7 protein-coding genes are annotated in these 14,443 nt (G+C 71.1%); 5 read left to right on the top strand and 2 right to left on the bottom strand.

Annotation, left to right across the window (positions count from 1 at the left end; all coding sequences use genetic code 11):
• Positions 1–182: 182 nt before the first annotated feature.
• The 4 genes from HNR73_RS36490 (at position 183) to HNR73_RS40455 (ending at position 4,052) form a co-directional block, all read left to right on the top strand.
• Positions 183–1,301 carry a sensor histidine kinase gene (locus HNR73_RS36490; protein ID WP_184792636.1) on the top strand — a complete coding sequence of 373 codons (1,119 nt, stop codon included), beginning with the start codon at positions 183–185 and terminating at the stop codon, positions 1,299–1,301.
• Entirely contained in the window at positions 1,294–2,388 is a 1,095-nt protein-coding gene (locus HNR73_RS36485) for a hypothetical protein (protein ID WP_184792635.1), read from the top strand. The genes HNR73_RS36490 and HNR73_RS36485 overlap by 8 nt, the downstream gene beginning before the upstream one ends.
• On the top strand, positions 2,370–3,023 hold the full coding sequence (locus HNR73_RS36480; RefSeq protein WP_184792634.1) for a response regulator: 654 nt from the start codon (positions 2,370–2,372) through the stop codon (positions 3,021–3,023). Before HNR73_RS36485 ends, HNR73_RS36480 begins: the two co-directional genes overlap by 19 nt.
• Before the next feature lie 123 nt (positions 3,024–3,146).
• The gene (locus HNR73_RS40455) at positions 3,147–4,052 is read left to right on the top strand and encodes a peptidoglycan-binding domain-containing protein (protein WP_239122357.1); all 906 of its coding nucleotides are present in this window, start codon (positions 3,147–3,149) and stop codon (positions 4,050–4,052) included.
• Positions 4,053–4,346: 294 nt separating this feature from the next.
• On the opposite strand, the gene HNR73_RS36470 is transcribed toward HNR73_RS40455, so the two are convergent.
• Positions 4,347–4,556, bottom strand: a complete 210-nt coding sequence (locus tag HNR73_RS36470) for a TetR family transcriptional regulator (RefSeq protein WP_184792633.1) — start codon at positions 4,554–4,556, stop codon at positions 4,347–4,349.
• Between the two features lie 53 nt (positions 4,557–4,609).
• The gene (locus HNR73_RS36465) at positions 4,610–12,706 is read right to left on the bottom strand and encodes a non-ribosomal peptide synthetase (protein WP_184792632.1); all 8,097 of its coding nucleotides are present in this window, start codon (positions 12,704–12,706) and stop codon (positions 4,610–4,612) included.
• 483 nt (positions 12,707–13,189) lie between these two features.
• On the opposite strand from HNR73_RS36465, the gene fabD reads away from it, so the two are divergent.
• Positions 13,190–14,443, top strand: a complete 1,254-nt coding sequence (gene fabD / locus HNR73_RS36460) for an ACP S-malonyltransferase (protein WP_184792631.1) — start codon at positions 13,190–13,192, stop codon at positions 14,441–14,443.

Raw genomic sequence — 14,443 nt, 5'->3', positions numbered from 1 at the left:
AAGGGACCGGGTGCGTCCATAGAGGACGCACGGGGATCCGGTCGGCCCGAACCTAGGACCCGCGCCGTGGGCGTGCATCGTGTGTTCGACCCACGTTCTTTTCCGCCCGAGCCGACGGGCACTAGGCTGTCGCCGACAGCGGTCGGCCGGTGGCCGGTGGCCGCACGGACCGGGTGAGTGGGATGGCCTCGAACGCAGCGCACGGCGCCGTCGAGGCGCGCTTTTTGTCCTCCGCCCGCCAGCTCGTCGGCCTCCTGCGTGGTGCGGCGCTTCTGCTCATCAGCGTTTTCGGTGTGCTGGCCGTCCCCGCCGGCTCTCTCCACATCGGACTCGGGCTGCTCGGGCTGATGGCGGCCGGAGCCGCCGTCGACGTCTGGAGCGGCCTGACCGGACGCGCGGCTTCGCTCACGCTGATCCTCGCCGTGGCCCGCGTGGCGGCCGTCTGCGCCACCCAGGACCACACCGGCGGCGCGCCCAGCCTGTGGGCCCTCAACGTCTTGACCACCACGGCCATCACGCTGCAATGGGAGTGGCCGCCGACGGTGACCGCCCCGGTCGTGGCGGCCCTGTTCGCCGTCGACGTCACCGCCATCGGCATCGCCGAGGCCGGGTCGGTCGGCCCTCGCCTGCTTCTCGAATGCGTTCTGGCGCGGCTCGCGTTCGTCCTGCTGCGACGCTCCAGCCGCCGCATGGACGTCCTCCGTGAACGCCGCACCGCCCTCGCCCGCGCCGAGGCACTGTCCCTGGCCCGTCACCGCCAAGACCGCGAATACCTCGCCCTGCTCCACGACACCGCCTCGGCCACCTTCCTCTTAACGGCCACCCACGGCGACCAGGCCGCACCCGGCCAGATCGCCGACGCCGCGCGCCGCGACCTCGCCGTCCTCACCGGCGCCACCGGCACCGCCACCACACAAGACAGCCCCGTCGACATCACCGCCGCCCTGCGCGCCGTCGTCGAACGCGCCCCGATCACCGTCGAGACCCACTGGACGCAAGGACCACCTCTGCCGGCCTCGGTCGCGCTCGCCCTGGTCCGTGCCGTGCGCGAGGCCATGGCCAACGTCGCCCGCCACGCCGGGGTCAGGTCCGCCGAGCTCCGCGTCGAGCACGCCCGTCGGCGGGTCACCGTCACCATCGTCGACAAAGGACGCGGCTTCGATCCCGACGACGTCGCTCCCTCCCGTCGCGGGATCCGCGGATCCATCGTGGAACGAATGACCGGCGTCGGCGGGACCGCGACGGTCACCTCGCTGCCGACGGCCGGAACCATCGTGCGGCTGGAGTGGACCGGTGAGTGAACCCCGGCCGCCTGCCGACCAGGTCATCGCCACCGTGCGGGTCGCACTCGTCTGTGTCGTCGCCGTCCTCCAGTTCGGGCTCGGCCTGCGCAACCTCCTGCGCCACGACTACCACCCGCGATTCCTGGCGGTGGGTGCGTTCGTCGCCCTGGCCTGCGTCACCGCCGCCACCGCGGCCTGGGTGCTGCGCCGGCGCCCCCCACCCGAACCGGTCGTCGCCGCAGGCACCGCCATCGTCTTGGCGGCCTCGGTAGCGGCGACCACCGCGACACCGGCCGCCGACCAGTTCGGCCCCGCCGACTGGGCCTTCGGCCTCATCGGCTGGCACCTCCTGCTGCTGCTCCTCGACCGCGCGCCCGTCTTGTTCGCCGCCTTGGGCGTCCACTTCGCCGTCACCGTCGGGCACTTCCTCGCCGACGGTGTCCCCGACCGCGTCGAACTCGGCACCGCCGGGACCGTCGTCATCGGCACCACCGCCGTCCAGCTCGCCGCCGCGGTGATCTCCCACCTGCTCAGCCGCCGCTCCCGTGAGGCGATGGCGCTGGCCGCCGAACGCGACCGGCTGGCCACCCGCGTGCTGTCGGCCGAACAGTGGGAACGCGGGCAGCGCACCGCCTTCGCCGGGCACCTCGGCGCGACCCTGTCCCTCCTCGCCGACCTCGCCGACGGGCTCCTCGACCCCCGCAAGCCCGACACCCGGCGCTTCGCGGCCCTGGCCGCCACCCAGCTGCGGCGCCTGTTCGCCGAAAACGACGACGTGCCCGACCCCCTCGTCCACGAACTCACCGCCTGCGCCGACGTGGCAGAACGCCGCGGCGTCGATGTGTCCCTGGCCGTCAGCGGCACCGCCGTCGACGTCCCCGACCACATCCGCCGCGACCTCACCGGGCCCGTCGCCGCCGCGCTGGCCACCGCCGGGACCCGCGCCCGCGTCAGCGTCCTGCGCACCGACACCGAAGTGCGCGTCGCCGTCGTCAGCGACGCCGGCGCCCACGCGACCCCCGCGAACTCACCGGAAGTCAACGTCGAGTCCGGTACATATGGCCAATACACGAGAATGGAGGCCCGGTGGCGCCGACAGAGCTGAGCGCGGTGGTCGTCGACGACCATCCCGCCGTCCGCGCGGGTGTGGCCCACTGGCTCGGATCCGGCGACCCGCCGATCCGGGTCGCCGCGGCCGGCGACGACGTCCGCGTCGCCTGGCTCGACGACGGCGCCGACGCCGACGTGGTCATCCTCGACCTGCACCTCGGCGGGCCCGTCCCCGTCATGGGCGACCTGCGCCGACTCGTCCAGGCAGGACGCCGCGTCGTCGTCTACTCCATGCGCGCCGACGACGCCACCGCCCTGCAATGCCTCGAACTGGGCGCCTTGAGCTACCTCACCAAAGCCGAAGGCGCCGACCACCTCCTCCAAGCCACCCGCGCCGCCGCCGACGGCCGCGCCTACACACCGCCCTCGCTGGCCGGTGCGCTCGCCGGGGACCGCTCCGACCAGCGCCCCGCCTTGACCGCACGCGAAGTCGAGGTGCTCGTGGAGTGGTTCCAGTCGGAGTCGAAACACCTGGTGGCCGAGCGGCTCGGGATCTCCCAGAGCACCGTCAACTCCCACCTGGAGCACATCCGCGTCAAGTACGCCATGCGCGGCCGTGAAGCACCGACGAAGGCGATGCTGGTGGCCAGGGCCATCCAGGACGGGCTGGTGCGGCTCGACGACCTGTGAGCGGCATCGGTCGATCACACGATGCCGTGTCGCGTCGGCGCCCCTAGGTTCGAGGCCGACGGCGGCCTTCGGGCCGGGACCGAGCCGGTGACCTCAGGCCACCGCCGAGGAGAGGCGTGCATCGTGACACTCACCCGACGACATTGGCTGACCGGCGGCATGGCGGTGCTCGTGGCGGCCGCGACGGCCACGATCGCCGCACCCGGCTCCGCTGCGGCGGCGAGCTGGCCCGTCCTCGCCGACGGCGACGGCGGCCCAGGAGTGACGGCCGCCCAGTACTTACTGCGTTCCCACGGGTACACCCTCGACACCGACGGGGCCTTCGGGCCGCAGACGAAGAACGCCGTGGTCGCCTTCCAGACCGCGCGCGGGTTCACCGCCGACGGGATCGTCGGCGCCCAGACCTGGGGTGGCCTGATCGTCACGCTGCGGCAGGGGGCCAGTGGTGACGCCGTGGCCGCGGCCCAGACCGCGCTCAACGCCCACGACTACGGGCTCGCCGTCGACGGCGGCTTCGGCCCGGCCACCGCCGCGGCCGTGCGCGCGTTCCAGACCGCGAAGAGCCTGACCGCCGACGGGACCGTCGGACCGCAGACCTGGCAGCACCTCCTCGACGGGCTCGGCGGCGGCTGCTCGGTGCCCCCGCAGGCCGACCCGCAGGTCCTGGTCACCGTCCTGCGTGTCGCCACCGGCCTGGGCGCCGACGACCGCGTCCTGCTCGCCGGTTTCGAGGCCGGGTGGGTCGAGTCGCGCATGAACAACGTCAACTGCGGCGACCGCGACTCCCTCGGTGTCTTCCAGCAGCGCCCCTCGCAGGGCTGGGGCACGCCCGCTCAGATCCTGGACGTGGCCTATGCGTCCAACTCCTTCTTCACCCGCGCGATCAACGTCGCCGCCGCCCACCCCGACTGGAGTGCCGGCCGCGTCGCCCAGGCCGTCCAGATCTCGGCCTACCCCGACCGCTACGACGCCGCCCAGGCGACCGCGCTGGCCCTGATCGCGCAGGCCCGCGAGCTCTCCGGCGCTTAAGACCTTCCCTGAGAGCCGGCCGGGCACCCGGCGCCCGGCCGGCATCCCCTCGTCGCGGGACGGACCGGATGGACGACCCCCCTCGGTCCATCCGATCCGTCCCGCGACGTTCACGTCCCGGCGATCCCCAGCACCTGGCGTCCGGCGTGCGGCCGGTCCGGTGAAGTAGTCGCCGATCGCTCGCGTCATCACCGGGAAGCGGGCCCGCACGAGCAGCCGCGCCTCGTGGGCGGGGCGGCGAAAGGCGACGAGGGTGGCCATCGCCAGCTCGGAGACGCCCGCGCGCCGCAGTGACTACCTCGCGCCTGAGACGATCCGGGCGCCGTCGCGGTGTGCGAGCAGCGCGGCCCGCAGCGCCGTGAGGGTGTCGAGCAACCAGACGCGCCCGTCGTCTCCCGACGGCTCGGGCGCCGCGGCGATCGCGTCGTCCATGATCGCGTCGGCGACGGCGTCGAGGAGCCCGGACTTGTTCTTGATGTACCAGTACAGCGTGGGCGCCCGCACTCCCCGCCGTGCACGGCGCGCTCGCCGGTTCCGGTCTGCGGCTGACCGGCGGCTCAGGCCGTCAACTGCCCGAAGAGCACGGTGAAACGCGCGAGCAGCGCCGCCGCCGTCGCATCGAGGTGGCGGCCCGCCGTGACCCGGCGGGCCTCGGTGGAGGAGAGCTCCACGGTCACGTCCACATCGCGCAGGACCGGATGAGGCAGCCGCGCGGCGGCGCCCGGAAGCTTCAGTGAAGCCAGGACACCGGCCCCGGTCACCCGCATCCGCCGTTCGGCCGCCAGCGGAACCGACGCCGACAGGTCCCGGCGGAGCTGGGCGAGCCGCGCACCGTGCTCGCCGGAGTCGGGCACGTCGACGGCGGTGAGGCCGCCTTCGTGCCAGACGAGCAGCGTCGTCGGTGGCGCCTTCGACATGGAGGCCAGGGCGAGCGTGAAGGCGTAAACGGCCTCGGGCGACTGATCATCGCGCCACTGTCGTGCCAAGGCCACCGTGGACGGTCCCGGGCGGGCATCGGCCGGGCGGCGCAGCTCCACGCGCGTCAGCGCGATCCGCTCGGTGAGGCGGGCGCGGATCCCGGCGGCGGTGGCGCGCACCGTCGGCATCGCGAACAGGTCGCCGACGGTGAGGATTCCCGGATAGGCCTTCCCGAGGCGTCCGTGGACCTGCACGATCGTCAGCGAGGTCCCGCCCAGTTCGAAGAAGTTCTCACCCGTCCCGAACTGGGTGTGGCCGAGGACTTCGGCCCAGATCGCCGCGATCGCGGCCTCGACCTCATCGGCGGCAGCGATGCGTGTCCCGGTGCCGGCGGGAACCGGTGGAGGCAGGGCGGCGGCGTCGACTTTCCCCGACCGGTTCAGCGGGATCGCCGCGATCACGGCGAGGTAGGCGGGGACCATGTACCCGGGCAGCCGCTCGGTGAGAAAGACGCGCACCCCGGCGGTGTCCACATCGGAGTGACCGTTCGGTGTCACATAGGCCGCCAAAGCGGTCGAGCCGTCGCGTTCCTGATGGGCGACGACGGCGGCGTCACTGACATCCGGGTGCTCGCGCAGCGCCGACTCGACATCGCCGACCTCGATGCGAAACCCGCGGATCTTGACTTGTTGGTCGTTGATGCGTCCGAGGTATTCGATGGTGCCGTTGTTGAGGCGTCGGGCGCGGTCTCCGGTGTGGTAGAGGCGTCCTGGTCCGTGGGGGTTGGGGGTGAATTTCTCCGTGGTGAGTTCGGACAGTCCTATGTAGCCGGTGGAGAGGCCGTCGCCGGCGACGCTGAGTTCGCCTGCTTCGCCGATGCCGCAGAGGCGTTCGCCGTGGAGGATGTGCACTTGGGTGTTGGCGACCGGGACCCCGATGGGGATGCGTGCGGGGTCGACCAGGGCTTCACCGGTGTCGTGCCAGCCGGTGGCCAGGACGGTGGTTTCGGTGGGGCCGTAGGCGTTGACGTAGGGCACGTTCTCCCGCCGGGCTTTGTCGACGACGGCGAGGCTGGAGGCGCCTCCTCCGGTGGTGACGATCCGCAGGGGCAGGCCTTCACAGAGCAGGTAGTACTGGGGCGGCAACAGGCCGAGTGTCACGCCTGCACGGTGGCATTCGCGGGCGAGGAGGGTGGTGTCGTGGACGGTGTCCTGGTCGACGATGACCAGCCCGGCGCCGTTGAGCAGCGACAGCGCGATCTCCCACACCGAAGCATCGAAGGTCAGGTTCGAAAACTGCAACACCCGATCATCGGCCGTCACCCCGTATGCCGCGCGGAGGTGGGCCCGGAGGTTGGCTACTCCACGGTGAACGAGCAGCACGCCCTTGGGAGTCCCGGTCGTACCCGAGGTGTAGATGCAGTAGGCCGGATCATCGGGGGAGGGGAGCCGCCCGGCGAACTCCCCGAGATCCCAGGCCGCCGCCCCGAAGGAGGCGAGGTCGTGCACGGACGTCCCGGACAGGGCCTCGCCCAGCGCCGAAGCCGTCTCGGCGGCACGTGACCCGTAGGTCAGCAGCGCCGCCATCGAACTGTCGGCGACGATCCGAGCGATGCGAGCCGGGGGAGAGCCGACGTCGAGGGGAACGAAGTGGCAGCCGGCGAGCATCGCACCCAGGATCCCGACGATCACATGCGTACTGCGTTCACCGATGATCCCGACCGCCGCTCCTCGCGGTGTGCCGTCGGCGACCAGCCGCCGCGCGACGGCGGCGGCCGCGCCGGCCAACTCCGCGTAGGTCATCGACCGCTCGCCCCACACCAGCGCCGTCCGCTCAGGATGTGCGCGCACACCGTCCAGGAAAAGGCTGACGGCGGTCATCTCCGGCCGATAGTCCAGCGCGGTCTGGTTGAAGCCTTCGCGCACCGTCTGTTCCTCGGTCGGCGGTAGGGACGCGACCTGGCCCAGCGACCTGTCGGCGCCGTCGGCCACAGCATCGAGGAAGTACAGGATCCGGGCGAGCACCCGGTCCACATCGGACCGTGCGAGCGCGCGGCGGTCGTAGAGGACGCTGAAGGCGAGCTCATCGCTGTCTTGCTGGACGACGAGGTTGACGGGGTAGTTCGTTTCTTCTTCCCGGCCGCGTTCGAAGGTGAGGCCGCCGCCATGGATGGTGCCCGCTTCGACGTGGTAGTTCTCGAAGGCGAAGAGGGATTGGATCAGGCCTTCCACGGGTAGCGCGCGCTGGATGCGGGCGAGGGATCCGTGGTCGTGCTCGGCGGAGGCGAGTGCCTGGTCGCGGACGGCTTCGAGGAGTGCGGTGACGGTGGTGCCGGGTGGGGTGTGGACGCGGACGGGGATGGTGTTGATGAACAGCCCGACGGTCTTGTCGATGCCGGGGATGGGGGCGTCGCGGCCGGAGACGACCTTGCCGAACACGACGTCATCGGTCCCGCATGCCCGCGCCAGGATCAGGCCCCAGGCGGCCTCGGTGATGTGGCTCAAGGTGACGCCGCGCGGCGCGTAGGCCTCGGTCAGCCGGCGCGCGAGTCCGCCGGTGCTCGACACGGCTATGCGCCCCACGCCCCGGCCTTCGCGTTCGGCCACGGGTGCGGCCGTGGCCAGCCCGGCGCCGGTGTCGTAGCCGTCGAGGAGGCGCGACCAGTAGGCGTCGAAGGCGGCGGTGTCGCGTCGGGCGACATGGCCGACGTAGGCGGAGAAGGCGGGCGCGCCCGGGGTTCCCGCGTCTTCGCGTCCTTGGGTGGCAGCACGGTAGAGCCGCAGGAAGTCGCCGAAGAGTGTGGACAGTGACCAGCCGTCGAGGATGATGTGGTGGTAGGTCCATGCCAGGCGCAGGACGTCGCGACCGTTGTCGGCCGAGTGGATGGCGGTGACGCGCAGGAGTGGGTCGTGGGTGAGGTCGAATCCGCGGGTGACTTCTGCGGCGAGCACGTCGTCGATGGTGGTGGTGGAGTCGTGGCGTAGGTCGACGGTGGTGAAGCCGATCTCCCGGTCGCGAAGGACGACCTGGCGTGGACGGTCCAGGCCCTCGGCGACGAAGGCCGTCCGCAACATCGGATGCTGCCGCCCCAACGCGTGCAGGGCCGTCTCGACGGCGTCGACATCGAAAGGTCCGTTCTCGTCGGCGGCGACGAAGACCTGCTGGACCACGTAGGCGCCGCTCGCGGCGTCTTCCAGGCCGTGGAACAGCATCCCCTCCTGGAGAGGCGTCAGATCGGTGATCTCGTCGAGCCGCGGATGGCGGGCCTCGATGCGGGCCAGGTCGTCGCGGGAGAGGCCGACGGCGACCGGGTGGTCGGAGGGGGTCTTGCGGCGCGGGCGGCCCGCTTCGCCGGTCAAGGTCTGGAGACCGCGCCGGTAGCGGTCGGCGAGACGGGACAGTTCGGCCTCGGTGAGGGTGGCGGCCTCGGCGCTCAAGACGATGACCAGCCGCCCGTCTGTGACCATGGCGTTGACGGCGAGGCCGGTGAGGTGACGGTTGCCGGGGTGGGAGGGCGTCCCGGTGCGTGCGAAGACCGTGGCGCCGAAGCCTTCGGTCTCGCGGGTGTCCTGCTCGGCGAGGTAGTTGAAGGTCACCGAGGCGGTGATGTTGGCGTATCCGCCGGGGCGCAGGCCGTAGCCGATGCCGTCGTGGGGGACGGTTCGCAGGGTTTCCTTGGTGGTGATGAGGGCTTCGGCGGGGTCGGTGTGGTGGTGCAGGACGATGGGGAACATGGTGGTGAACCAGCCGACCGTGCGATCCACCGGCGGCAGCGCGTCGTGCCCGGTCCGGCCGTGGCGTTCCAGGCGGATCGCGATCCGGTCGGGCCCCTGGACGCTGATCGCAAGACCGGCGAGCAGGACGTCCTCCATCGAGGCGTGATAGGCCGTGGCGGCCCGCCCGAGATCAGCGGTCGATGCGGGGTCGAGCACGATCTTTCGCACCGACATGCCGCCTTCGCCGCCTCCGGTCAGGTGCGCGTCGGCGGCCGCGGCGTCGACGGCGTCCCAGTACGCCTGCTCGGCCGGGACGAGCGTCGCGGACAGCTCGTCCAGGGCCGCCGACCAGTCGTGGAGGGAGGCGGTCTTCTCCGCGAGTCTGATGGGGCGGTTCGCTTGGGCGTCGCGGATGCCGGTGAGGACGTCGTCGGTGATGATCTGCCAGGAGACGGCGTCGACGACGAGGTGGTGGGCGGCCAGGAACAACCGCGAACCGCCCGGGCCGACCACGAGGCCCGCCTGGAACAGCGGCCCGCCCGCCAGATCCATCGAAGCGTGCAAACGGTCGGCGACGGAGTTGACGGCCAGGTCCAGTTCGGCCGGGTCGGTCACCTGGTGGTGCTCGAAGCCGTAGGCGGCCTTGTTGTCGCGCAGGTGAAGGGTCCGGTCGGTCACGATCGCGCGGAGGGCGTCGTGGTGAGCCCACACGGCATCCAGGGCGGAGCGGACGTGTTCGGGGGCGCTGTAGCCGACGTCGATGAGGATGTCTTGGTTGAAGTGGGCGGGAACGGTGAGGTCCCAGGCGAAGAACTCCTCGATGATCGGCCACGTGCCGACCGTTCCGGTCACGGCGCCCTGCTCGAAGGCGCTGACGGCTTTCCGTTCGACGCGTGTGGCCACCGCGCGCGGTGTCATCCCCGCCATGACGGCGCCGACGGCGACGTCGTATCCGGCCTGGCGGACGCGGGAGACGACGCGGATGGCTTTGATGGAGTCGCCGCCGAGTTCGAAGAAGGAGTCGAGGACACCGACCACCGGCAGGCCGAGCACCTCGGCGAAGGCCGCACACACGACCGCCTCGACCTCATCGGCGGGCGCGGGGCCCGCACCGGCCGCGACGGGCACCGGCGCGGGGAGGGCGGCGCGGTCGATCTTCCCGTTGCGGGTCAACGGGATCGACGGGATCGCGATGACGTGGGCGGGGACCATGTAGGAGGGCAGGCTCGCCGACAAAAACGCCCGCACGTCGGCCGGGACCAGGGCGCCCTCGGCGACGATGTAGGCGGCCAGGGCCGACACGCGCCCTGCCTCCCGGTGGGGCAGGACGACCGCGTCACGGATGTGGGGGTGTCGGCGCAGTGTGGTTTCGATGTCGGGGAGTTCGATCCGGTAGCCGCGGATCTTGACCTGCTGGTCATCGATGCGGCCGAGGTATTCGATGGTGCCGTCGGCCAGGCGCCGGACGCGGTCCCCGGTGCGGTAGAGACGACCGTAGGGGGTGTCGGTGAAGCGTTGGGCGGTGAGTTCGGGCAGCCCGAGATAGCCCGTAGACAGGCCGTCGCCACCGGCGCACAGTTCCCCGACCTCCCCGATCCCGCAGACGCGGTCACCGTCGAGGACGACCACGCTCGTCCCACCGATCGCCCGACCAATCGGGACGGTGCGGGTGCGGGCCCTGGGGATCGGGTGAGTCGTGGTGAAGGTGGTGTTCTCGGTGGGGCCGTAGCCGTTGACGATCGTGATCGAGGGTACGGCGTCGTAGACGCGGTGAACGTGCTCGGCGCTGACGGCCTCACCGCCGATGAGCAGGTGGTCGAGACCGGTGAACGCGGCCGGGTCGCCGACGGCGATCTGGTTGAACAGCGAGACCGTCAGCCACATCGTCGTCGCGCGATGCTCGGCGACCATTGCGGCGAAGCGCTGCGGGTGGAGGAGGTCTTCGCGGTCGGGGATGACGAGGGTGCCGCCGTTGAGCCACATGCCCCAGATCTCGAAGGTGGAGGCGTCGAAGGCCACCGAACCGGTCTGGATCAATACGTCATCGCACGACAAAGGCAGGGAGGGGTTGCCGCACACCAGTCGCAGCACCGCCCGCTGCGGGATGACACTGCCTTTAGGGCGACCGGTCGTACCCGATGTGAACATCACATAGGCGACATCACCACCACCAGGCGCCCCGGCGACTGCGGCACGCCGGTACCCGCCACCGACCGCCACCGCGACATCGAACACCGGCGCATCCGCGGCGAGTTCGCGCGCGAAAGCGACCGCGCGTCCACCGGCGGCAACGACCGCCGCGACACCGGCGTCGGCGGCGACGGCCGCGGCACGCGACACCGGGGTGTCGACGTCGATCGGCACATACCCCGCCCCGGACAGCGTGACCCCGAGCAGCCCGACGAACAACTCGACCCCGGCCTGTCCGGTGACCCCGACGACGTCGCCGGTCCCGATCCCCGCACCCGCAAGGCTTTCGGCGACCCGCCCTGCCCGCGCGGCCAGCTCCCGGTAGGTCAAACGCTCATCACCGGCGACCAGCGCGACACGCTCACCGTGCTCGGCGACGACACCGGTGAACACGCCACCGATCCACCCATCACGCGCATAGCCCACACAGGACGCGTCGCAGACGCCCGCGACCGTCTCGGCCTCACCCGGCAGAAGACTCGACACCTCAACCAGCGGCCGCTCGGCGTCGGCGGCGAACTCCTCCAGCACCGCCAGCAACCGCCCGGACAACCGCCGCGCGTCCTCTCGCGCCAGTACGCCTTCGTCGTGCAGCACGATGAGGTCCAGCTCGTCGCCGGTGCGCTGCACGGTCATCGTCAGCGGATAGTCGGTCTGCTCCCGGCCCCGCTCGAAGGACAGGCCGCCGCCGTCGATGACGCCCTCGTCGACCTGGAAGTTCTCGAACGCGAACAGGCTCGACACCAGGCCTTCCACCCCGGCCAGCGTCTGCACCCGGGCGAGGGACCCGTGGTCGTGCTCGGCGGAGGCGATCGCCTGGTCGCGGACCTCGCCGACGAGGCCGTGCACGCTCGCGGTGTCGTCGACGGTGACCCGCACGGGGATGGTGTTGATGAACAACCCGACGGTCTGCTCCACCCCGGGCAGGGCGACGTCGCGGCCGGAGACGACCTTGCCGAACACGACATCGGGTGTTCCCGTCTGCCGTGACAGCACCAGTCCCCAGGCCGCCTCGGCGACGTGGGCGAGGGTCGCGCCCCGCGCGGAGAACCCCTCGGTCAAACGCCGCGCCAGCCCGCTTCGGCTCGACGCGGTGAACCTCCCGGCACCGCCATGGAGCGTCGCGGCGGTCGCGGGCAGCGGCGCGGGTGAGCCGCCGCAGTCGGCGAGCAGTTCCCGCCAGTACTTCTCGAAGGCGCGGGTGGGCCGTTCGGCCAGATGCCGGACGTAGGAGGCGTAGTCGGGTGCCTCGCCGCGCTCCCGTTCGGCGAGGGCGATGATCGTGGAGGCGTTCGCGCCGTCGGCGGCGAGGCGGTGGTAGCGCAGGAAGTCACCGAACAACGTCGACAGCGACCAGCCGTCGAGGACGATGTGGTGGTAGGTCCACACCAGACGCACGTGTTCCCGTTCGTCGTCGACGGTGCGGATCGCGGTGACCCGCAGCAGCGGATCGCGCGCGAGGTCGAAGCCGCGGGCGACGTCCTCGGTCAAGAACCTGTCGACGGCCGGCGCGGCGGCGGGCCCGGCGGTGCGCAGATCCACCACCGCGAAGCCGATTCCGCGCTCGCGCAGCACCACCTGGCGCGGACGGTCCAGTCCTTCGGCGACGAAGGCCGTGCGCAGGATCGCGTGCTTCACCGGCAGACCGCCCAAGGCCGCCTCGACATCGGCCACCGCGAAAGGGCCCTCGGCGTCGCCGGCGGTGAACACCTGCTGCACCACGTAGGCGCCTCCGCCGGGATCGGCCAGTGCGTGGAACAGCATCCCCTCCTGCAGGGGCGAGAGGTCGCCGACGTTGTCGATGCGGGCGGTGACCAACTGCTGCGACATCGTGTGCTCCGAAGGTCGTCAAAGAAGGGGCGGGCCGGGGGAGAGGGCGCGGCGGGTAAAGGCCGAGGTGGCCATGATGATCGCGATCGGGTGCCTCGGTCAATTCCTCGCGACCGTTGGCGAATTGTTCACCGCGGGTTCGCCGAAAACCGCTCGTGGCGGGTCGCGAAAAGGTCGGTGCGAGACGAGTTTAGCCACAGCATTCTATTCACCAAAGGCACTGTCCACTGTAGGGTGGCGTATTTAGCGATCCCGACGGCTAATTCGTACTTCGCGTGGTTGGCGCCGGACGCCCGATTTGCGTTCACGGGACATCGGTTGAACGACCGATGCCCGTACTGTCGGCATCGGACATCATGAGCGCACCAGCTAGGCAGGCCGCGCTCGACTGGTGGGACGCGCCCTGGCGATCCTTGCCCAAAGGTCGCAACCGTCGTGTTGCTCGCTGGTCATTCGACTCCGAAAGGGATGGCGCGAGCCCGCATGTCATTGATCAAGAAAGCCTTGCTGTGCTCGGGGCAGGGCGCGCAGTACGTCGGTATGGGACGCGACCTGTGCGCTTCTGAAAAAGTCGCCGACGACACATTCCAAGAGGCCAGCGATGCTCTCGGTCTCGATATGCGCCAACTGTGTTTCGCGTCGACGAATGCCGAACTCGCCCGCACCGAGAACACCCAGCCGGCGATTCTCACACACAGCATGGCCCAGTTCCGCGTCCTCATGGAACGCGAGGATCTCGACGTCGACCTCGTCGCCGGTCACAGCCTCGGCGAGATCACCGCGCTGACCATCGCCGGTGCGATCGCCTTCCCCGACGCCGTGCGCCTGGCCCGCCGCCGGGGCCAGTACATGCAGCAGGCCGTCCCCGAGGGACGCGGCCTGATGCTGGCGATCCGCACCCGCGACCACGCCGAGATCGCCGCCCTGTGCGCCACCGTCGCCGAAGAGACCCACGAGGTCGTCAGCGTCTCCAACCTCAACTCCAACACGCAGATCGTCGTCGCCGGACATCGCGCGGCCGTCCTGCGCGTGCACGAGATCGCCGAGGAGCGCGGGCTGCGCGCGGTGATCCTCAACGTCAGCGTCCCCTTCCACTGCGCGCTCATGGAACCCGTCGCCGCCGCGCTGCGGGAGGATCTGGCCGGCATCGCCATCGCCGAACCGCGCATCCCGGTCCTGTCGAACGTGACCGGCCGTCCCTACGGTTCGGCCGCCGAGGTCCCCGACCTGCTCGCCCGGCAGGTCGTCGAACCCGTGCGCTGGGTCGACGACCTGACCTACCTGCGCATGAACGGCTTCAACTACGCCGTCGAGCTCGGCCCCGGCGACACCCTGGCCAAGTTCAGCCGGCACACCTACTCCGAGATCCGCACCTTCCCCTACGACCGGGAGCAGGGCCGCACCGATCTCCACCGCATGATCGAGCGCACCACCTTCCCCTTCGTCTCCCGCGCCCTGGGCGTCGCGGCGGCCACCCGCAACACCAACTTCGACGCCGAGGCCTACGACACCGGTGTGGTCAAGCCCTACCACCGGCTGCGGCGCATGAACACCGCCCTCGGCCGCGAAGAACGCGCCGCCACCACCGAGGAGATGCGCGAGGCGATGGACCTGCTGCTGACCATCCTGCGGACCAAGGGCGTGCGGCCCGAGGAGCGCCGGGTGCGCGTCGAGGAACTCCTGCGCGACACCCGCACCGCCGACGTCTTCGCCGCGCTCGACCCGAGCGGACCCTGA

Source organism: Phytomonospora endophytica (assembly GCF_014202425.1).
Taxonomy (GTDB): Bacteria; Actinomycetota; Actinomycetes; order Mycobacteriales; family Micromonosporaceae; genus Phytomonospora; species Phytomonospora endophytica.
This window is presented reverse-complemented; position numbering and strand designations above follow the sequence as displayed.